This is a genomic window from Frigoribacterium sp. PhB107 (assembly GCF_003751515.1).
Taxonomy (GTDB): domain Bacteria; phylum Actinomycetota; class Actinomycetes; order Actinomycetales; family Microbacteriaceae; genus Frigoribacterium.
The window spans coordinates 77792-97271 of record NZ_RJKU01000002.1; the positions used below are offsets into that span (position 1 = coordinate 77792).

General features: G+C 74.8%; 20 protein-coding genes. 8 read left to right on the forward strand and 12 right to left on the reverse strand.

All coding sequences use genetic code 11. From position 1 onward, the window contains the following. Positions 1–18: 18 nt before the first annotated feature. The 6 genes from EDF18_RS08445 to EDF18_RS08470 all read right to left on the reverse strand — a co-directional run bounded on the left by EDF18_RS08445 (position 19) and on the right by EDF18_RS08470 (position 5887). On the reverse strand, positions 19–846 hold the full coding sequence (locus EDF18_RS08445; RefSeq protein WP_123547442.1) for an ABC transporter ATP-binding protein: 828 nt from the start codon (positions 844–846) through the stop codon (positions 19–21). Then, entirely contained in the window at positions 843–1532 is a 690-nt protein-coding gene (locus tag EDF18_RS08450) for a GntR family transcriptional regulator (protein WP_123547443.1), read from the reverse strand. The genes EDF18_RS08445 and EDF18_RS08450 overlap by 4 nt, the downstream gene beginning before the upstream one ends. A 180-nt stretch (positions 1533–1712) precedes the next feature. Next, the gene (locus EDF18_RS08455) at positions 1713–2684 is read right to left on the reverse strand and encodes an MDR family oxidoreductase (RefSeq protein WP_123547444.1); all 972 of its coding nucleotides are present in this window, start codon (positions 2682–2684) and stop codon (positions 1713–1715) included. Between the two features lie 27 nt (positions 2685–2711). Continuing rightward, positions 2712–4136: an SPFH domain-containing protein gene (locus EDF18_RS08460; RefSeq protein WP_123547445.1), complete on the reverse strand. Its 1425-nt coding sequence runs from the start codon at positions 4134–4136 to the stop codon at positions 2712–2714. A 133-nt stretch (positions 4137–4269) separates the two neighbouring features. Then, positions 4270–4761, reverse strand: coding sequence for an NfeD family protein (locus tag EDF18_RS08465; protein ID WP_123547446.1), 492 nt, complete (start codon positions 4759–4761; stop codon positions 4270–4272). A gap of 100 nt (positions 4762–4861) precedes the next feature. Then, a complete protein-coding gene (locus EDF18_RS08470; protein ID WP_123548256.1) occupies positions 4862–5887 on the reverse strand; it encodes a 6-phosphofructokinase in 1026 nt (341 codons plus the stop codon). A gap of 138 nt (positions 5888–6025) precedes the next feature. Between EDF18_RS08470 and EDF18_RS08475 the strand changes: the two genes are divergently transcribed. Next, positions 6026–6643, forward strand: coding sequence for a DUF4190 domain-containing protein (locus tag EDF18_RS08475; protein ID WP_148050066.1), 618 nt, complete (start codon positions 6026–6028; stop codon positions 6641–6643). A gap of 44 nt (positions 6644–6687) precedes the next feature. Here the strand turns inward: EDF18_RS08475 and EDF18_RS08480 are convergent, their stop codons facing one another. Continuing rightward, positions 6688–7173, reverse strand: a complete 486-nt coding sequence (locus tag EDF18_RS08480; protein ID WP_123547448.1) for a pyridoxamine 5'-phosphate oxidase family protein — start codon at positions 7171–7173, stop codon at positions 6688–6690. Then, positions 7170–8090, reverse strand: a complete 921-nt coding sequence (locus EDF18_RS08485) for a rhodanese-related sulfurtransferase (RefSeq protein ID WP_123547449.1) — start codon at positions 8088–8090, stop codon at positions 7170–7172. The genes EDF18_RS08480 and EDF18_RS08485 overlap by 4 nt, the downstream gene beginning before the upstream one ends. An 85-nt stretch (positions 8091–8175) precedes the next feature. Here EDF18_RS08485 and EDF18_RS08490 point away from each other — a divergent pair, with 85 nt between their 5' ends. Genes EDF18_RS08490 through EDF18_RS08500 form a run of 3 tightly spaced genes read left to right on the forward strand, consistent with a single transcriptional unit; the run spans position 8176 to position 9552 of the window. Then, a complete protein-coding gene (locus EDF18_RS08490) occupies positions 8176–8685 on the forward strand; it encodes a GntR family transcriptional regulator (protein WP_233569074.1) in 510 nt (169 codons plus the stop codon). Continuing rightward, the gene (locus EDF18_RS08495) at positions 8663–8893 is read left to right on the forward strand and encodes a hypothetical protein (RefSeq protein WP_148050067.1); all 231 of its coding nucleotides are present in this window, start codon (positions 8663–8665) and stop codon (positions 8891–8893) included. The genes EDF18_RS08490 and EDF18_RS08495 overlap by 23 nt, the downstream gene beginning before the upstream one ends. A 5-nt stretch (positions 8894–8898) precedes the next feature. Then, the gene (locus EDF18_RS08500) at positions 8899–9552 is read left to right on the forward strand and encodes a GntR family transcriptional regulator (RefSeq protein WP_123548257.1); all 654 of its coding nucleotides are present in this window, start codon (positions 8899–8901) and stop codon (positions 9550–9552) included. Between the two features lie 27 nt (positions 9553–9579). Here the strand turns inward: EDF18_RS08500 and EDF18_RS16470 are convergent, their stop codons facing one another. After that, the gene (locus tag EDF18_RS16470; protein ID WP_199732408.1) at positions 9580–10314 is read right to left on the reverse strand and encodes a sugar transferase; all 735 of its coding nucleotides are present in this window, start codon (positions 10312–10314) and stop codon (positions 9580–9582) included. Further along, positions 10311–11090 (reverse strand): GntR family transcriptional regulator, encoded by a 780-nt coding sequence (locus tag EDF18_RS08510; RefSeq protein ID WP_369878225.1) that lies wholly within the window; start codon positions 11088–11090, stop codon positions 10311–10313. Before EDF18_RS08510 ends, EDF18_RS16470 begins: the two co-directional genes overlap by 4 nt. Before the next feature lie 90 nt (positions 11091–11180). On the opposite strand from EDF18_RS08510, the gene EDF18_RS08515 reads away from it, so the two are divergent. Then, positions 11181–12134, forward strand: a complete 954-nt coding sequence (locus EDF18_RS08515; protein ID WP_233569075.1) for a DNA-3-methyladenine glycosylase — start codon at positions 11181–11183, stop codon at positions 12132–12134. A 35-nt stretch (positions 12135–12169) separates the two neighbouring features. On the opposite strand, the gene EDF18_RS08520 is transcribed toward EDF18_RS08515, so the two are convergent. Beyond that, positions 12170–12712 (reverse strand): MarR family winged helix-turn-helix transcriptional regulator, encoded by a 543-nt coding sequence (locus EDF18_RS08520; protein WP_123547453.1) that lies wholly within the window; start codon positions 12710–12712, stop codon positions 12170–12172. Between the two features lie 41 nt (positions 12713–12753). Between EDF18_RS08520 and EDF18_RS08525 the strand changes: the two genes are divergently transcribed. Then, positions 12754–16383, forward strand: a complete 3630-nt coding sequence (locus EDF18_RS08525; RefSeq protein WP_148050068.1) for a proline dehydrogenase family protein — start codon at positions 12754–12756, stop codon at positions 16381–16383. Positions 16384–16651: 268 nt separating this feature from the next. Here EDF18_RS08525 and EDF18_RS08530 read toward each other — a convergent pair whose 3' ends face one another. Beyond that, a complete protein-coding gene (locus tag EDF18_RS08530) occupies positions 16652–17089 on the reverse strand; it encodes an Lrp/AsnC family transcriptional regulator (protein ID WP_123547455.1) in 438 nt (145 codons plus the stop codon). A gap of 188 nt (positions 17090–17277) precedes the next feature. On the opposite strand from EDF18_RS08530, the gene ddaH reads away from it, so the two are divergent. Beyond that, positions 17278–18069 carry a dimethylargininase gene (gene ddaH / locus EDF18_RS08535; protein WP_123548260.1) on the forward strand — a complete coding sequence of 264 codons (792 nt, stop codon included), beginning with the start codon at positions 17278–17280 and terminating at the stop codon, positions 18067–18069. Beyond that, positions 18066–19313, forward strand: coding sequence for an ornithine--oxo-acid transaminase (gene rocD, locus EDF18_RS08540; RefSeq protein ID WP_123547456.1), 1248 nt, complete (start codon positions 18066–18068; stop codon positions 19311–19313). Before ddaH ends, rocD begins: the two co-directional genes overlap by 4 nt. The last annotated feature ends 167 nt before the right edge of the window (positions 19314–19480 follow it).

Below are 19480 nucleotides of genomic sequence, written 5' to 3' on the forward strand. Positions count from 1 at the left end.
GGCGCGGGCCGCGAGCCGTCAGCGGCGGCGCGCCCGAGCCAGCCAGCGCCCGTCGACGCGGTCGATCGTCAGCGGGTGGCCGAAGGCCGCCGAGACGAGCTCCGACGTGAGCACCGACTCGGCGGTGCCCGACGCCGTGACGCGCCCGTCGCGCAGGAGGAGCGCGTGGGTGGTGCTCGCCGGCAGGTCCTCCAGGTGGTGCGTGACCGTGACCGACGCGGTCTCGGGGCGCTCTCGGCGGAGGGCGTCGACGGTGTCCAGCAGGTGCTCTCGGGCGGCGACGTCCAGTCCGGTCGCCGGCTCGTCCAGGAGCAGCAGCGCCGGCTCGACCAGCAGCGCCCGGGCGATGAGCGCCCGGCCTCGCTCGCCCTGGGAGAGGACGCTCCAGCGGCTGTCGCGGCGCGCCCCCAGGCCGACGGAGGCGGTCAGCAGGTCGGCACGCGCCTCCTGGACTGCGGTCGGCGACCACCGCATCGCGGGGTCGCTGCTGCCCGTCGCGCCGGTGAGGACGACCTCGCGGACCGTGTTGTCCCCGAGCATCCGGTGACGGGGGTCGACGTGGCCGACGTGCTGCCGCAGCTCGCGGAGGTCGACCCGGCCGAGGCGCCGGCCGAGCACGTCGACGGTGCCGGCGGTCGGATGGCCCTGCGCGCCGCAGAGCGCCAGCAGGGTCGTCTTGCCGGCGCCGTTCGGACCGAGGAGGGCCCAGTGCTCGCCGGCGCGCACCCGGAGCGAGACGTCGTGGAGCAGGTCGCGTCCCTGACGCACGACCCGCACGGAACGCACGTCGAGCACGGGGCGCGCGTCGAGCACGGAGCTCGGCGCGCTCGGCGCGCTCGACGTCATGCCCGGTAGACGCCCGCCTCGCGGACGGCGTCGAACCAGCCCTGCAGGCGGGACGGCTGGAGGCGGACGGCCGCGGCCGCCGCGTCGGCGTCGCCGTCGCGCACCGCGTCGCGCAGCTCGACCGTGAAGGCACGTGCCTGCGCGTGGTCGAAGACCGCGTTCGCGACCGGGCGGCGCGAGAGCAGCAGGAGGCGGGGCCCGCCGCTGGCCCAGAGGCGGACGAGCGACGGGCTCGCCGCCGCCTCGAGGAGGATCGCGTTCATCCTGACGATGCCCGCGACGTCCTCGTCCTGCTCGGCGGCGAACGCGTCGGCACGGGCGTCGAGGAGGCGGACGATCTCGTCGCGCTGGGCGCTGGTGAGCTTGGGCACAGCACGTTCGAGGAGCAGCGACCAGACGGCGTAGCCGACGTCCATCGTGTCGACGAACTCGTCGAAGGTGGGGTCGACGATGCGGGTGTACCGGTTCGCCTCGATGTCGACGAGGGCCTGCTCGGCCAGCTTCGCGATCGCCTCACGGACGGGGGTGCGGGAGACGCCGAGCCAGGCGACGAGCTGGTCGTCGTTGAGGCGCTCCCCGAACTCGAGGGTGCCGTCGATGATCGCCGCGAACATCTTGTCGTAGACGACGTCGCGCAGGAGGCGGCGGGGTGCTTGCGGCTGGTCGGTCGTCTTCGGGATCGGCATCCGGGTTGCTCCATGTCGAGAGAAGGGGCGGACGGCGGGGCTCCCTGTGCCTGGCGCTGTTCCGCCGTGGTGGACGGGGTGCTGCGGGGTGCTGCGGGGACGCATCGGACATTCCGATACAGCATGCGAGCCTAGCGGCGGCGCCTGGACGGGCACCTCAGCGACGCGGCCTCCGGCAGGTCAGCGGCGGACGTCGACGACGATCCTGCCGCGCACGGACCCCGCGACGATCTGCGGACCGTGGTCGACCACGTCGGCCAGCGCGATCTCGGTCGTGAGCTCGTCGAGCAACCCAAGGTCGAGGTCGGCGGCGAGGCGCCGCCAGGCCTCGCGGCGGAGCTCGACGGGGGCCTCGACCGAGTTGACGCCCACCAGCGAGACCGCGCGCAGGATGAACGGCAGCACCGTCGTGGGCAGGTCGCTGCCCTGGGCGAGCCCGCAGGCGGTGACCGTTCCGCCCCAGGCCGTCTGCGCGAGCACGGTCGCGAGGGTGTGGCTGCCGACGGAGTCGACCCCGCCGGCCCAGCGGGCCGACTGCACCGGGCGGCCTGGCTGGTCGAGCTCGCCGCGGTCGATCACGTTCGAGGCGCCGAGGCGCGTCAGGTAGTCGCGCTGCTCGTCGGCCCGCCCCGAGGAGGCGGTGACCGAGTACCCGAGACCGCTCAGCAACGCGATCGCCACCGATCCGACGCCACCGGCGGCGCCGGTCACGACGACGTCGCCGTCGCCCGGGCGCACGTCGCGCTCGAGGCGCAGGACGCTGAGCATCGCGGTGAACCCGGCCGTGCCGACGGCGGCGGCCTGCCGGGGCGAGATCCCCTCCGGCACGGCGACGAGCGACGCTCCGTCGACGACGGCCTGCTCGGCGTAGCCGCCGTGGCGGCCCTCGCCGATGCCGTCGCCGTTGAGCAGCACCTGGTCGCCCGGCGACCAGTCGGGGGAGGACGACTCGGCGACGGTGCCCACGAGGTCGATGCCGGGCACGAGCGGACTCGTCCGCACGATGCCGGGATCGCCCGAGAGGGCCATGCCGTCCTTGTAGTTCAGGCTCGACCAGGCGACGTCGACGACGACGTCTCCCTGCCCGAGGAAGGCCCGGTCGACCTGCTGCAGGGCAGCAGGCCGACCCTTCTCGACGACGACGGCACGCATGCCGTCACGCTACGCGGCCTCGGCGCCCTACGGCTGGTCGACCGGCGGCGTCGTCGTGCGCGGGGACGCCGCGGCGGACGCGCCGGACTGGGCGCCCAGGAACCCGCCCAGGGCGCCGACGAGGTCGAGCCCGGTGGTCGCCTTGACGACGTCCTGCAGCTGGGTCATGTTGTTCGCGACCGATTTCGTGAGCTGGTTCGCGCCGTCGGTCGAGACCACCGTGAGGGCGTCGATGTTGCCCATCGGCGCGGCCATCTCGCGGGCGATCTCGGGCAGGCGCGAGATGACCTGCGACGCGAGCGCCGCCTGGCCGAACTTGCCCTGGGCCTCGGCCAGCGCGTCGACGGCCTCGGCCTCGGCGAGGCCCTTCGCCCTGATCGCGGCAGCCTCGGCGCGACCGGCGGCCTCGACGGCGGCGGCCTCGTTCTCGGCGGCCGCACGGGCGGCGTCGGCCAGCTGGGTGCGGCGGAACGCCTCGGCCTCGACGGCGGCGTTGGCCGCGTCGCGCTCGGCCTCGGCGTTCTGCACCGAGGCGTAGGCGGCGGCCTCGGCCGGCTGGCGCACGTCGATGTTGAGGCGCTCCTGGTTGACCTTCGCCTGCTCGGCGACGGCGATGCTCTCCTGCTCGGCGACGAGCTTGTCCTGCGTGGCGCGTGCCAGCTCGCCCGCGGCCGATGCCTCGGCGTTGGCGCGGTCGGTCTCGGCCTTGATCTGCGCTTGGCGCACGTCGAGCTGCAGCTGGCGCTCGGCCGTCTGCTGGGTGTTGCCGATGCGGGCCAGGGCCGCGATGCGCTCCGCCTCCGCCTCGGCCACGTCGGCGTTCTGCTTGGCGACCGCCGCCTCCGCGCGCCCGCGGTCGGCGAGGTACGTGCTGCCGGGCGTCTCGATCTCGCGGATGTTCATCGTCTCGATCTGCAGGCCGAGCTCGGCGAGCTCGCCCTTCGTCTCGTTCACGGCGTCCGCGGCGAGGCGCGAGAAGTTCTTGACGAGGTCGTCGACCGGCTGGCCGCCGATCAGCCCGCGGATCGAGCCCTCGAGCGACTGCTGGACGATCACGGGCAGCTGCTGCTGCTGCAGCAGGTAGCGCTGGGCCGCCCGGCGGACGCCGTCCTCGGTGCCGGTCACCTTGAAGTTGACGGTGGCCTTGACGGCGGTGCGGATGTAGTTGGCGTCGATCGCCTGCACCTCGACCGGGGTCTGGTACTGCTCGAGCGAGAGCGTGAAGCCCTCCTGGAAGATCGGCCAGACGAACGTGCGCCCGCCGATGATCACCTTCTGCGGGCTCGAGATGCCGCCGCCCTCGGAGCGCTCGGCCCCGCGTCCGACGACGATCAGCGCCTCGTTCGGCGGGACGCGGCGCACGCGGCTGGCGACGAACGACAGCAGGGCGAGCACGATGACGACGGCGACGACGACCGCGACGACGCTGGTGTTTCCGGTGATGAAGTCCACAGGGCTTCCTTCCAAGGGGCGGGGTGGTGCAGGGCTGGAGCGGTGCTGGGCGGGAACGGTGCTGGTCGGGGTGCGCCGGTGCGGCGAGGTGGGCCGGCGGCTGCGGCGCGGCGAGGGCTACGGGACGACGGGCCTACGGGGCGACGGGGCCCGCCGCGTCGACGGGCTCGACCTGCACGCGGGGCCCGGTCTCGGCCACGACCCGGACGCGGACCCCCCGGGCGATCGGGGCGTCGCTGTAGGCGAGGCGCCGCTCGAGCTCGCGGACGTCGTCGAGGCGGACCTCGCCGCCGCTCGGCGTGGTCGCCTCGGTCGTGGTGCCGGTGAAGCCGACGGGCGACCAGTGGCCGCCGCTCTCGCGCCGGGTGACCCGGCGGACGAAGAGCTGCACGAGCACGAGCACGGCTGCCGCGACGAGCACGGCGACCACGTAGGTCCAGACCGTGTCGAGACCGGCCTGGGTGGTCACGAGCCCGGCCAGGCCGAAGATCGACAGGGCCGCGCCGAGCGCGACGCCCGAGACGAGGCCGTCGCCGACGTCGAACAGGTCGAGCAGGTCGCCGACGACGATGCTGGCGAGGAGGACGACGAGCCCGACCGCCCCCACGACGATGAACGTGATCATGCGTCGAGACTGACAGGTCCGGAGGCGCCGCGCATCGCCTGCGCGGCGGAGCCCGGACGGACGGACGCCTCGCGGCCCCGGGGGAGGAGCGACCCGCGCCCTAGCCGAAGAGGATCGCGGCCTCGTCGTAGCGGTGCTGCGGCACCGTCTTCAGGCTGTCGAGCGCCTCCTCGAACGACACGTGCACGATGTCCGTGCCGCGCAGGGCGACCATGCGCCCCCAGCGGCCCTCGACGACGGAGTCGCTGGCCGCCATGCCGAGGCGGGTCGCGAGCACGCGGTCGTAGGAGGTGGGGGTGCCGCCGCGCTGGATGTGGCCGAGGGTGGTCGCGCGCGTCTCGATGCCCGTGCGCTCCTCGATGATCGGGGCCAGCGCCTCCCCGATGCCGCCGAGGCGCGGGCGGCCGAACGCGTCGAGGCCGCGCTCGGAGTGCGCGTCGCTCTCGTGGTCGGGCACGAAGCCCTCCGCGACCACGACCAGCGGCGCGCGGCCGCGGTCGTAGGCCGACTGCACCCACGCCACGATCTGGTCCATGCTCGTGGCCTGCTCGGGGATGAGGATGGCGTGCGCGCCGGCGGCCATGCCCGAGTGCAAGGCGATCCACCCGACGTGCCGGCCCATCACCTCGGCCACCATGCAGCGGCTGTGCGAGTCGCCGGTGGTGCGCAGGCGGTCCATGGCGTCGGTCGCGATCTGCACGGCGGTGTCGAAGCCGAAGGTGTAGTCGGTGGCGCCGAGGTCGTTGTCGACGGTCTTGGGGACGCCGACGATCTTCAGGCCGGCGTCGGTCAGGCGCTTCGCGGCCGCGAGCGTGCCCTCGCCGCCGATGGCCATGATGGCGTCGATGCCGAACCGCTCGAGGTTCTCGGTGATGCGCTCGACCCCGCCCGCGCCCTCGAAGGGGTTGGTGCGGCTCGTGCCGAGGATCGTGCCGCCCTGCTTCGCGATGCCCTGGATCTCCTTGCGGGTGAGGGGCATGACGTCGCCGTCGACGACCCCGCGCCAGCCGTCGCGGAACCCGACGAACTCCTGGCCGTGGATCTGCGTCCCCTTCAGCACCGCCCCTCGGATGACCGCGTTGAGTCCGGGGCAGTCGCCGCCGCTGGTGAGGATCCCTATCCGCATCGTGTCGCTCCGTCGCATGTCGGGCCCGGGGTCGGGCCGAGGTGCGTCCCATCATGGCGCACGGGGCTGCGTGCGCGGGTCCCTGCACGCCCGCGCCCGTACGGTCGGCAGCACGAGTCGCCGTACTACCCTCGGTGCATGACCGACCATCCCCCGCCGCGGCCTCCGTCGCCGTGGGCGAGGTTCGCACGGCCAGTGACGGGCGAGCAGCGCGGGCAGTCCGTCGTGGGCCCGCCTCCGACCCTGCACCAGGAGGCGCGGGGCCGCCACGAGGCCGCCGCCGTCCCCGAGCCGGCCTGGCCCCCGGCCCCGGCGCCCGCCCCGTCGGACGAGGCGAGCCTCTGGGCACCGCAGCCGACGAGCTCGTCGGCCGGCGCCTCCTCGTCCTCGCCCCACGCCACAGGCGGCCAGGGCTCGTACTTCACGGCGTTCGACGACGACGACTCCTGGGACAGCCGGCCTCCCCGCAGCGAGGACCCGGGACGCGGCCTCGCGATCGCCTCGGTCGTCTTCGGCGTCTTCGCCGCGCCCCTCGGCCTCGTGTTCGGGCTGGTCTCGGCGCGCAGGTCGCGACAGGCGGGCCACGTCCCGACCCTGGCGCTGGTGGGCATGGTCCTCTCGGGCGTCGTGATCGTCGCGACCCTCGTGTGGGGCATCTCCGCCCTCGACTACGTGACGCGGCTCTCGTCGACCTGTGCGCAGCTCGGCCCGGGCGACTACGTCGACGCGGACGGGCGCCCGGTCACCTGCGGCTGACCGTGCGCCCGTCGGGGTGCGCCGGGCGCTGCCCGGCACCCTGGCTAGAGCTGGACGGTGCCCGTGTCCGCCACGTTGTGCGGGTGCCCCCCGGTCAGCGCCGCCTTGGCGTACTTCAGCAGGGTCACGGCCTTCGGCTCGTTGCTGACCCAGTACTCGGCCGTGTCGACGTCGACCTCGATCAGGGCGACGGTGGGGTCGTCGCGCCCCTCGTCGAACCACGCCTCGGCGCCGGCCGTCCAGAACTCGTCAACCAGCGCGGAGTCCCTCGTCACCGAGGCCTCGCCGGCGAGCGAGAGCCAGCCCTTGCCGGTCTCGACGGCGACGTTGACCTGCGGGTGGGCCTTGATGTCGTCGACCTTGGGGGAGGGGTCGCGGGTGAAGAAGTACACCTTGCCGTCGAAGTCGCGGTCGACGATCGCGAGCGGCCGGCTCACGAGGCGGCCGTGGCCGCTGCGGGTGGTCAGGATGCCGATGCGCCCGGCGTCGAGCACCTCGGCGACGAGGGAGATGTCGTTGGTCTCAGTCATGCAGGAGACGCTACGCCGGGGGCTCGGGGAAGGGTCCGGTCGCCGGAGGCGCGGTGCGGGTCGCAGAGGACGACGTCGCGTCCCGCGCACGGCTCGCACACGACCAGCTGCTCGCGGCACTGCAGGTCGGAGCAGTTCTGCATCCGGCTGGTCGCCTCCCCGCAGACGGAGCAGCGGCCGACGACCGCGGCGTGGTCGCTGAACTCGACGGACCCGCGCCGGTCGAAGACGTAGAGCGACCCCTCCCACAGGCCGTCGTCGCCGTAGCGCTCGCCGTAGCGCGCCACGCCGCCGTCGAGCTGGTACACCCGGCCGAACCCCCGCGAGACCATCAGCGAGCTGAGCACCTCGCAGCGCACGCCGCCCGTGCAGTACGTCACGACGGTCTCGTCCTTGAGGTGGTCCCACCGGCCGCTGTCGAGCTCGGCCACGAACTCGCGGGTCGTCGCGACGTCCGGCACGACGGCGTCGCGGAACCGGCCGATGCGCGACTCGAACTCGTTGCGGCCGTCGAGGAAGACGACGTCCTCGCGCGCGACGAGCTCGTGCAGCTCCTCGGGCGTGAGGCGCGTGCCGCCGCCCACGACGCCCGACCCGTCGACGACCAGCTCGTCGGGTGCGCCGAACGTCACGACCTCGTCGCGGACCTTCACCGAGAGCCGCGGGAAGTCGTCGGCGCCGCCGTCGCTCCACTTGACGTCGAGGTCACGGAAGGGGGCGTACTCCCGGGTCTTGCGGAGCCAGCGCTTCACGTCGGACATCTCGCCGCCGAGGGTGCCGTTCACGCCGTCCGGCGAGAGCAGCACTCGGCCCCGGAGGCCGAGCGACTCGGCCAGGTCGCGCTGCCAGAGCCGCACGGCGTCGGGGTCGGCCAGAGGCACGAACACGTAGAACAGGACGATCTTCGAGACGGACACCGCTGGATCGTAGTCGACGGGCCCGGTGACAGGGCATCTGTACCCTAGTGTTGTACACACCATGTGCCACACACGAGGAGGCGCCGTGCCCGTTCCGCTCGAACGTCGTCGGGTCATCGCCCGGCGTCTGCACAAGGACGAGGTCCACGACAGGCTGCTGGCCGCGATCGTCTCGGGAGACCTGCCGGCGGGCTCGCGACTGCGCGACGCCGACCTCGAGGCCTGGTCGGGGGTGTCGCGCACTCCCATCCGGACCGCGCTCGTCCGGCTCGAGCGGATCGGCCTCGTGGAGGCGGCCCCGCAGCGCTGGACGCGGGTGGCGCGGCTCCGTCCCGCCGTCGTCCCCGATCTCGTGGTGGCGCTCTGTTCGCTCTGGCGTGACCTGCCGCGCGCCGGGCGCGGGCTCCTCTCCCCGGCACGGTCGCGCGACGCCCGCCGGTCGCTCGCGCGCTGCGCCGACGCCCTCGCGGCGTTCCGCGAAGTCGCCGAGCCCGGGAGTCGTCGAGTCGCGGGCTGTCGTCGACGCCGCGTTCGCCTGCGTGGCGCACCTGGAGGGCGACGGGCTGCCCGAGGTGACGGAGCAGCTCCTCCGTGACCTCGGCGCCCGGCTGCGGCACCAGGCCGCCGCGCTCGGGCGGGGCCTCGACGTCGGCCCGCTGGCGGCGTGCCTCGACGAGGTCGACGCGGCGGTGCGGGCGGGCGACCCCCGCCTCCTGCGGTCGGCGTTGGACGGTCTCGCACGTCGGACGGCCGCGTCACGACCCGCCCTCGAGGCCCCGCGGTCGTCCTGGTGGCGACGGTGAGCGGCGTGGACCTCGCCCCCGGAGTCGACGACCGACGGCTGCTCAGCGAGGACGCGTTCCGCGTGCTCCGCGACGCCGTGGTCGACGGCACCCTCGAGCCCGGCGAGCACCTCCACGACGACGAGCTCGTGGCCTGGCTCGGGGTCTCCCGCACGCCGATCCGCAGCGCCCTCGACCGGTTGCGCGGCGTCGGTCTCGTCGAGCTGTCGGCGAACCGCTACACGAGGGTGCGAGACCCCGACGGCGCGTGGCTCCGGGACAGCGCGTCGGCCGTCGCCGCCCTGCACCGAGCCGCCGCCGTGGGGGTGCTGCCGCGGCTCGACCGGCGCTCCCTCGACGACGTCGTCTCGAGCGTGGCGGCGGTCCGGCCCCTGGTGCGACGTGCCTCCGGCCGTCCCGTCACCGGGGCGCTGCTGTGCTGCCTCGGCCTGGCTGTCGGCGGGCTCGCCGCGAGGTCGCCGAGCGAGGTCGTGGCGTCCGCCCTCGACGTGGCCGAGCTGCGGCTCGCGCACGGCCTGCTGTCACGTCGCTGCGTCGTCGAGCCGGGCGTCTGGGACGACTTCGCTGCGTCGTCGGTCGCGGCCCTGGCGGCGCGGGACGCCGACGCCTGGGGCGACGCCGTGTCGCAGTTGACCCGCCGGGTGGTGGCGACGGCCTGAGGGCGCCGTGCCGGCGCGGGCCCCGCGTCAGTAGGCGCCGACCGGTCGCAGCACCGCGCCGACCGTGCGGAGCAGCAGCACGGGGTCGGTCGCGGCCGTCCAGTGGTGCACGTAGCCGAGGTCGAGGGCGAGGCTCGCGTCCCAGTCGAGGTCGGAGCGACCGCCGACCTGCCAGGGGCCCGTGAGGCCGGGCAGCACGAGGAGCCGCTGGCGTGCCCGGTCGTCGTAGAGGGCGACCTCGCACGGCAGCGCGGGACGCGGGCCGACGAGGCTCATCTCGCCCCGCAGGACGTTCACCAGCTGGGGCAGCTCGTCGATCGAGTACCGGCGGATGACCCGGCCGACCCTGGTGACCCGGGGGTCGGCGTGGAGCTTGAACAGCGGGCCGGCCCCGTCGTGCCGCCCCTCAGGTGGTGCGCACTGCTCGGCGCGCATCGAGCGGAACTTCAGCATCGAGAACTCGCGCCCGTGCAGACCCGCGCGCTGCTGACGGAAGAGCGCGGGGCCGCCGCTGTCGAGGCGGACCGCGAGGCCGACGACGAGGAGCAGGGGGAGGAGGAGCGCGAGGCCGACGAGGGCCGCGACCGCGTCGACGACGAGCTTGACGCACCGGGCCGCGCCCCGGCGGGCCGGGGCCTCGATCGGTCGTGGGGGGTGGGCGTCGCCGGTGTGCCGTCGAGACGTCGACGACCGCGCGAGGTGGCCGTCTCCCGTGGCGTCGCTCGTCGTCCCCCGGCGCGTCGTGGACAGGGTGGCGGTCACCGGCGCACCGCCGGGATGCGAGGCAGGGTGCCGGTCGGGTCGACGTCGGTCTGGTCGGTGATCGACGGGGAGGTGCCGGTCGGGGCGACGGGGGCCGGGGCCGCGCCGCGCGAGTGCCCGGTGACGGACAGCGTCGCGGACGGGCGGGTCATGATCGCGTCGTGCAGCGACGACCGGCGGAAGACGCGGTGGAGCGCGTCGGCGGCGCTCGGCCAGTCGCGGGTGCGGAACGACCTGCCCAGGTCGCCGAGGTGGCCTGCGACGGAGGCGCGCGACCAGTCGACGGCGAGGTGGCGGCACAGGAACGCGGCCCGGATGTCGAGGGGCTCGGCCGCCCGCCTCACGAGGGGGTTCCGGGCCAGCTCGAGGAACGCCCCGCTGGCCTCGACGAGGCCGAGGCAGGTCGGGCCCGAGTCGAGGACGGCCAGCGCCCGGTCGGCGCGCTGGGCGGCGCCCTCGGAGGCGGTGCGCGGCAACGACCGGACGGCCTCGCCGTGCAGGACGCCGATCAGCTCGAGCGTGTCGAGCAGGTCGAGGTCGTCCGCGGTGGCGACGCGGGTGAAGCGGTTGGCCTCGATCTGGACGAGGTCCTGTGCGGACAGCCGGGCCAGGGCCTCCTTCACGGGCGTCTTGGAGACGCCGAGCCACGCGGCGAGGTCGTCCTCGAAGAGCCGCTCGCCCGGGGTCAGGGTGCCGTCGACGATGGCGTCGCGGATCGTCTCGAACGTGAGGTCGCGGAGCAGACGTCGAGGATGGCGGGTGGCGTAGGCCGGCACAGGCATGTTCCTCCAATGTGGAGTACGCAAAATATCACACGTAGGTACGAGACCACCAGGGCTGACGGAGGAGCGGGTTACCATCGCCGGGTGGTCCTGGTCCCCGAGGCGTCCGTCGGCGCCGCCCCCCTCCGACCGGTCGAGACGGTCTACCGGCCGGCCGACCCCGTCGACGTCCGGGCGACCCTGCGGACGCTGGCGAGGGGAGCGGGCGACCCTGCCTGGCGCGTCGAGGGCGAGCGCGTGTGGCGTGCCGTCCGCACGCCCTCCGGTCCCGGCACGCTGTGCCTCGCGGGCGGACGGTCCGAGGTGCGCGCGACGGCGTGGGGCCCGGGTGCCGAGTGGCTGATCGAGGGCGTTCCCGAGCTGCTCGGCCACGGCGACGACTGGGGCGGCCTCGACGTCTCCGGCAACGCCTTCCTCCGTGAGGCCCGCCGGCGGTCGCCCGGGCTCCGGCTCACCCGTGGCCGGCAGGTGGTGCAGGTGCTCGTGCCGGCCGTCCTCGAGCAGAAGGTGACGAGCACCGAGGCGTGGCGCGCCTGGCGCCAGCTCGTCCGGGCGCACGGCGACCCTGCCCCGGGGCCGGCTCCCGAGGGGATGGTCGTGCCGCCCTCAGCCGAGACGTGGCGCCGTGTGCCGAGCTGGGAGTGGCACCGGGCGGGGGTGGGGCCGCAGCGGTCCGCGACCGTCATGCGGGTCTGTGCCGTCGCCTCCTCGCTGGAGCGCGTGGTCGACCTGGGCCGAGGTGGGCCCGAGGCCGAGGCCCGCCTGCGCTCGGTGCCGGGCGTGGGCGTGTGGACGTCGGCCGAGACGACGCAGCGGGCGCTGGGCGACGCCGACTCGCCGAGCGTCGGCGACTACCACCTCCCTGCCCTCGTGGGGTGGGCGCTGATCGGCCGGCCCGTCGACGACGACGGCATGCTCGAGCTGCTCGAGCCGTGGCGCGGGCACCGCGAGCGGGTCGTGCGGCTCATCGGGGCCAGCGGCTTCGCGAAGCCGAGGTTCGGGCCCCGCATGACCATCCAGGACCACCGCCGACACTGAGCCGCCCGGCGGGCGAGAGCGCGCCCGGGTGCGGACTAGGAGGCGCGGGCCACGACGCCGGGGTCGCCCCCCGACGTGTCGTGGTCGGGCGAGGCGGCGTGGTCGGGCGACGCGGCGTGGTCGGGCGACGCGTCGTCGCCGATGGCCTCGAGCACGCGCCGCGAGAACGACTCGAGGGTCGCGGCGTCGTCGTCCAGCGCCCCGACGAAGTAGCGCTGGATCGCGGCGGTGTGCCCCCGGGTCGCCGCGAGCATCGCCCGCCGGCCGTCGGCGGTGAGTTCGACCCAGGTGCCCCGGGCGTCGGACGCGCAGTCGGTGCGGCGCACGAGGCCGCGCTTCTCCATGCGCGTGACCTGGTGGCTGACCCTGCTCTTCTCCCAGCCGATCTGCTCGGCGATGTCGCGCACGCGCAGCCGCCGGTCGTCGCTGCGGCCGAGGCCCACGAGGATCTCGTACTCGGGTGCCGAGACGCCGGAGTCGTCGTGGAGCCTCAGCTCGAGGGCACGGTCGAGACGCCGACGCATCGAGTAGAAGGCGTCCCAGACGGCCCACTCGTCGTCGGAGAGTCGCTCGGCCATTCGCCCAGTGTAGGGACGGGGGTCCGGCCTATCCTCGACCCATGTCCGATGTGCGCGCCGCCGATCTCACCTCCCAGGTCGTCGACACGGTGCGACGGTGGCTGGTCGTCGCGTCCTCGGTCCCGGGCGACGCCGCGGCCGAGCGCTTCGCGGCGCTGCTCCGCGACCCCGACGGGCTCGCCTTCGCCGTGGCCTTCGCGGACCGCGTGGTGCGTCCTGAGGACCCTGCGGTGGCCGCACGGCAGCTCGACCGCCTCAGCCGGGACATGCCCGCCTCGCTGCCGTGGCAGCTCAAGGCCGCCGTCGCCGCGGGCGGCGGGTTCGGCCCGCTGGCGCCGCGCACCGTCGTGCCCGTCGCGCGGAAGGCCCTGCGACGCCTCGTGCAGCACCTCGTCGTCGAGGCGGCCCCCGACAAGCTCGGCCCGGCCCTCGCGGCCGCGGCCGACGGCGCCCGCCTCGACCTCGCCCTGCTCGGCGAGCCCGTGCTCGGCGAGGCTGCGGCCCGCCGCAGGGTCGAGGCGACCCGTGCGCTGCTCGAGCGGGACGACGTGAGCCACGTCTCCGTGCCCGTCGCCTCCGTGGTCGGGACGGGCGCGGCCTGGGGCGCCGACGAGCGGGCCTCCGCCGCGGTCGAGGCGCTCACCCCGCTCTACGAGCTGGCGCTCGCGTCCGACCCGCCGAGGACGATCGACCTCGAGGTCGGCGAGCACCGGCACCTCGACCTCGCCATCGACGTCTTCACCCGGCTCCTCGACCAGCCGCAGCTGGCCGACCTCGAGGCCGGCATCGAGATCCAGGCCGACGTGCCCGACGCCCTGGCGTCCCTGCAGCTGCTGACCGACTGGGCCCGCGGGCGCGTGGCCCGCGGCGGGGCGCCCATCCGCGTCCGGCTGACCGTCGGCGGCGTCGCGCTCGAGGCCGTCGACGCCGCGCTGCACGACTGGCCGGTCGCGACCCACACGTCGAGGGCCGAGGCCGACGCCGCGCTCCTCCGGGTGCTCGACCACGCCCTCCGTCCGGTGTCGGCCGAGTTCGCCCACCTGGGGCTCGTCACCGACGACCCGTTCGTCGTGGCCCACGCCTGGACCCTGGCGAAGCGGCGCGAGGTGACGCAGCACCTCACGATCGAGATGCCCCTCGGCACGTCGCGGGGGCTCCTCCGGGCGGTGCGGGCCGAGGTCGGCGACCTGGTCGTGCGGGCCCCGATCGTGCAGCACGGCGACCTCGAGGCCGCGGCCGACCACGTCGTGCGCCGCCTCGCCGAGGTCGCCGCGCCGGGCTCGCCCCTCGCCGCGACGGCCGACCTCGCCCCCGAGGGGACGGTCTTCGACCGTGAGGCCGTCCGCTACCGCGACGCCGTCGCGGCGGCGGAGGCCGCGGTCGACGGCGACGTGCCGCTGCCCGCCCGTCGTCAGGACCGCTCTCGCCCCCACCTCGCGGGGGCCGACCTCGACCTCGACGGCTCGTCCTCGTTCCGCAACGAGCCCGACACCGATCCCGGGCTCGAGGGCAACCGCGCGTGGGCACGGCGCGTGCTCGCCGCCTCCCGGCGGTCGGACGCCGGTCTCGACGCGATCGAGGCCGCCCAGGTCGACGGCGACGACGGCGGGGCCCTCGTCGACGAGCTCGTGACCGACGCCGCCCAGGCCGGTGCGGCCTGGGGCCGGGAAGACCCGGCGACGCGCGCCGAGCTGCTCGAGCTCGCGGCCGACGGCGTCGCACGTCAGCGTGCCGCCCTGCTCGAGGTGCTCGTCAGCGAGACCGGCTCCGTGCTCGACGGCGCCGACCCCGAGGTCAGCGCCGCGGTCGACTCGGCGCGGCACCACGCCGGCCTCGCCCGCGGCGAGGCGGGCCTCCTCGGCGCCCGGCACGCGCCTCCTCGCCTCACGGTCGTCGTCCCCTCGTGGCGTGCGCCCCTCGTCTCCGCGGCGGAGCCCGTCCTCGCCGCGCTCGCCGCGGGCAGCGCGGTCGTGCTCTGCCCGGTGCGGGAGTCGCGCCGCACCGCGGCCGTCCTGGCCGAGGTGCTCTGGGGCGCGGGGGTGCCGCGCTCGCTGCTCGTCCTCGTCGACCTCGAGCTCGACTCCGAGGCCGGCCGCCGGCTCGTGGGCCACCCTGCCGTCGACCGGGTGCGGCTGACGGGCTCGCTCGACCAGGCGCGGCAGCTGCGGTCGTGGCGACCGGACCTCGACCTGGTCGCCGAGGTGGCCGTGGCCGCCGTCGCGGTCGTGACCCCGAGCGCGGACGCCGACCTCGCGGCGGCGGACCTCGTGGCCGGCGCCTTCCGCTTCGCCGGCCAGGCCCCGTCGGCCTCACGCACCGCCCTGCTCGTCGGCTCGGCCGCCCACGCCGAGCGGTTCCGCCGCCAGCTCGTCGACGCGGCGGCGAGCCTGCGGACCGGCTGGCCCGACGACGCGACGACGCAGGTCGGCCCCCTGATCGACCCGGCCGAGGGCGCCGTGCTCGAGGCGCTCACGGTCCTGGCGCCCGGCGAGAGCTGGCTCGTCGAGCCCCGGCAGCTCGACGACGACGGCGGCCTGTGGTCGCCCGGCGTCAAGGTCGGCGTGACGCCCGAGGGGGCGGCCCGCACCGCTGCCGCCGCCGCGCCCGTGCTCTGCCTGGTCGAGGTGGACGACCTCGACGCCGCGATCGAGCTGCAGCAGAGCCTGAGCGCCGATGGCTCGGCCGCCCTGCACAGCCTCGACGTCGACGAGGTCGACACGTGGCTGCGACGCGTCCGGGCGGGCACGCTCGTGGTCGGACGACCCACGTCGCCGATGGTCGTGCGTCGTCGGCCCGCCGCCTCGTGGGGGCGCTCCGTCGTGGGCCCCGCGGTCGCGCCGGGCGGTCCCGACGGCCTGCTCGTGCAGGGCTCGTGGTGGCGGCTGTCTCGCGAGCCCCACCCGTCGCTGCGCCTCACCGGGGTCCCCGACGTGGTCGTGCCCCTGATCGAGGCTGCCCGGTCGTCCCTCTCGTTCGAGCAGTTCGACCGCGTCCGGTCGGGCGCGGTCAGCGACGAGCGCGCCTGGCAGGCGCACGTCGGCGTGGCGCACGACGACTCCGACCTGCGGGTCGAGCGCAACGTGACGCGTTACCGGCCGCGGCCCGTGCTCCTGCGCCTGTCGTCCGACGCCGACCTGTCCGACCTCGTGCGCCTCCTCGTCGCGGCGGCCCGGGTACGCGCGCCCGTGACGGTCAGCTCGGCCGTGCCCGTGCCGGCGTCGCTGGTCCAGCTGCTGCACTCGCCGGCGTCGCCGATGCGGGTCGGCGCCGTCGTGGTCGAGAGCGACCAGGCCTTCCTGGCCCGCGCCTCCGCCGGTCTGCTCCAGGCGCGGGAGGCGACGCACGAGCTGGACGACCTCAGCCTGCTCGCCCGTGCGACCGGGTCGCGCGACCCGGCCGCCGAGGTCGAGGGCGACGGCGACGGCGACGTCCCCCCGCCCGACGACGCCGCGGTCGCGGCGTACCGCGACCTGCACGTGCGGCTCATCGGGGGCGACCCCCGGGCCCTGGCCCGTGCGGTCGGCGGCAGCGTCGACGTCGTGGTGCACGGCGGCGACGTCACCGACGAGGGCCGGGTCGAGCTGCTGACGTTCGTGCGCGCGCAGAGCGTGACGGTCACGGCTCACCGCTCGGGGCTCGTCGACCCCGACCTGCGCGACCTCAAGATCTGAGCGCACCCGCTGCGCCGCCGCACCCTCTGTCCTCCACCCCCCCCGTAATTTGAGAGTGATCCGCCCCGCCGAGCGCGATCTGCCCCGCAGATCGGCCTCGCGGCCACTGATCTCTCTCGCTTTGCCCCTCGCCCCCGCCCCCCTCAGCAAATGCCGACCGATGAGCCCTCTCAGCGGCTCGGATACCTGGAATTCACACTATTGGGGGCGGCGAGGTCGGCATTTGCGGAGGCGGAAGCGGAGGAGGCGGGCGCGGCGCGGCGCGGCCTCAGGCGGTGCGGCGGCTGATCAGCTTCGACAGCACGATGGCGCTGCGCGTGTGGTCGACGTTCGGGGCGTTTCGCACGCGCTCGAGCGCCTCCTCGAGGGAGGGGATGTCGCGGCTGCGCATGTGCACGATCGCGTCGGCGCTGCCCGTGACGGTGCCGGCGTCGACGACCTCGGGCACCGTGCTGAGGATGCGCTGCAGCTCGGCGGGCGAGACCGTGCCCCGGCAGAACAGCTCGACGAACGCCTCGGTGCCGAGGCCCTCGACGGCCGGGTCGACCTGGACTGTGAACCCCTTGATGACGCCGTCCGCCACCAGGCGGTCGACGCGGCGCTTGACGGCCGAGGCGCTGAGGCCCACCGACGACCCGATGTCGCCGTAGCCCGCACGGGCGTTCTGCCTCAGCAGGTCGATGATGCCGTAGTCGAGATTGTCCACATCGGGCACTGTACGCCATTTTATTGCGCAGGGGGTAATGTAGGCGCAAGATCGTTGCGTGGAGAGCAGCCAACGTGCGCGTTGTCGGTGTGACACTGAACTCCGTGAGCATCGCCGCCGAGACCGTCCAGCCCTCTCCCGAGGCCCCGCAGCCGCCGACCAGACGCGCGTCGCACCGCAGCGTGCTGATGTGCCGGCCCGAGCACTTCACCGTCAGCTACCGGATCAACCCGTGGATGGACCCGCAGGTGCCGACCGACACCTCGCGCGCCGTCGAGCAGTGGCAGACACTCTACGAGACCTACCTCGGGCTCGGCTTCGACGTGCAGCTGATCGACCCGCTGCCCGGCCTGCCCGACATGGTCTACTCGGCCAACGGTGGCTTCGTGCTCGACGGCAAGGCCTACGGGGCGAGCTTCACCTACCCCGAGCGCCAGCCCGAGGGGCCGGCCTACATGGAGTGGTTCGCCGCCGCCGGCTTCGAGGTGGTCGTGCCCGAGGAGGTCAACGAGGGCGAGGGCGACTTCCTCCTCGTCGGCGACGTCGTCCTCGCGGGCACCGGGTTCCGCAGCGCGTCCGACTCGCACGCCGAGGTCGCCCGGGTCTTCGGCCGTGAGGTCGTCGGCCTCACCCTGGTCGACCCGAGCTTCTACCACCTCGACACGGCGATCGCCGTGCTCGACCCCGAGCCCGTCGACGGCGTCCACAACATCGCCTACCTCGAGAGCGCCTTCGACGAGCCGTCGCTCGCGGTGCTGCGCGAGCGGTTCCCGGACGCCGTGCTCGTGGGCCAGGAGGACGCCTCGATCCTCGGGCTCAACTCGTACAGCGACGGCTACAACGTCGTGATCGCCGCGGCCGCCACCGGCTTCGAGCGCCAGCTGCGCGAGCGCGGCTACAACCCGATCGGCGTCGACCTGTCCGAGCTGCTGCTCGGCGGGGGCGGCGTGAAGTGCTGCACCCTGGAGCTGCGACGATGACGACCGACACGACCGACACGACCCGCACCTCCTCGTCCACCGCCGCGGCGATCGCCGTCGAGGACGCGTCGCTGGCGCACAACTACCACCCGCTGCCCGTCGTCGTGTCGACGGCCGAGGGCGCCTGGGTGACCGACGTCGAGGGGCGCCGGTACCTCGACTGCCTGGCGGCGTACTCCGCCGTCAACTTCGGCCACGGCCACCCGACGCTCGTCGCCGCGGCGCGGGCGCAGCTCGACCGCGTCACCCTGACGAGCCGGGCGTTCCACAACGACCAGCTCGGCCCCTTCGCCGCCGAGCTCGCCGCCCTGCTCGGCAAGCAGATGGTGCTCCCGATGAACACGGGCGCCGAGGCCGTCGAGTCGGGCATCAAGGTCGCCCGTGCCTGGGGCTACCGGGTCAAGGGCGTCCGGCTCGGGGCCGCGAAGATCGTCGTGGCGGCGGGCAACTTCCACGGGCGCACGACGACCATCATCAGCTTCTCCGACGACGAGGAGGCGCGGGCCGACTTCGGTCCGTACACCCCCGGCTTCGTGACGGTGCCGTACGGCGACTCCGCCGCGCTCGAGGCCGCGATCGACGACGACACCGTCGCCGTGCTGATCGAGCCGATCCAGGGCGAGGCCGGCGTCGTCGTGCCGCCCGCGTCGTACCTGCCCGAGGTGCGTCGGATCACCCGCGAGCGGAACGTGCTGTTCATCGCCGACGAGATCCAGTCGGGCCTCGGGCGCACCGGCGCGACGGTCAGCTGTGACCTCGTCCACGTGGTGCCCGACCTGTACCTGCTGGGCAAGGCACTCGGCGGCGGCATCGTCCCCGTCAGCGCCGTGGTCGGCGACCGTGACGTCCTCGGGGTGCTGCGGCCCGGCGAGCACGGCTCGACCTTCGGCGGCAACCCGCTCGCCGCAGCGGTGGGCCTCGCCGTGGTGCGGATGCTCGCGACCGGCGAGTGGCAGGAGCGCGCGACGCGACTCGGCACCCGCCTCCGCGACGGCCTCGAGGACCTCGTCGGCTCGGGCGTCGTCACCGTGCGCGGAGCCGGCCTGTGGATGGGGATCGACATCGACCCGGCCGTCGGCACCGGCCGCGAGGTCTGCGAGGAGCTGATGCGCCGCGGGGTGCTCGCCAAGGACACGCACGGCTCGACCATCCGCCTCGCGCCGCCCATCGTGATCACCGAGGATGAGGTCGACGAGCTCGTGTCGACCCTCGGCTCGGTGCTGCGCGACCTGCGCCGGGGCTGATCGCGGTCGCTGTCGCCGTGCCCCTCGCGGATGTCGGCGGGTCGCCGTAGTCGGCGGCGGGTCAGCGCCCGCCCGCCGCGGGGCACGGGAACCTGCCGCGGGCGACAGGAACCCGCCGACATCCGGAGCCCGAGCCCGAGCCCGAGCCCGAGCCCGCGCCCGCGCGG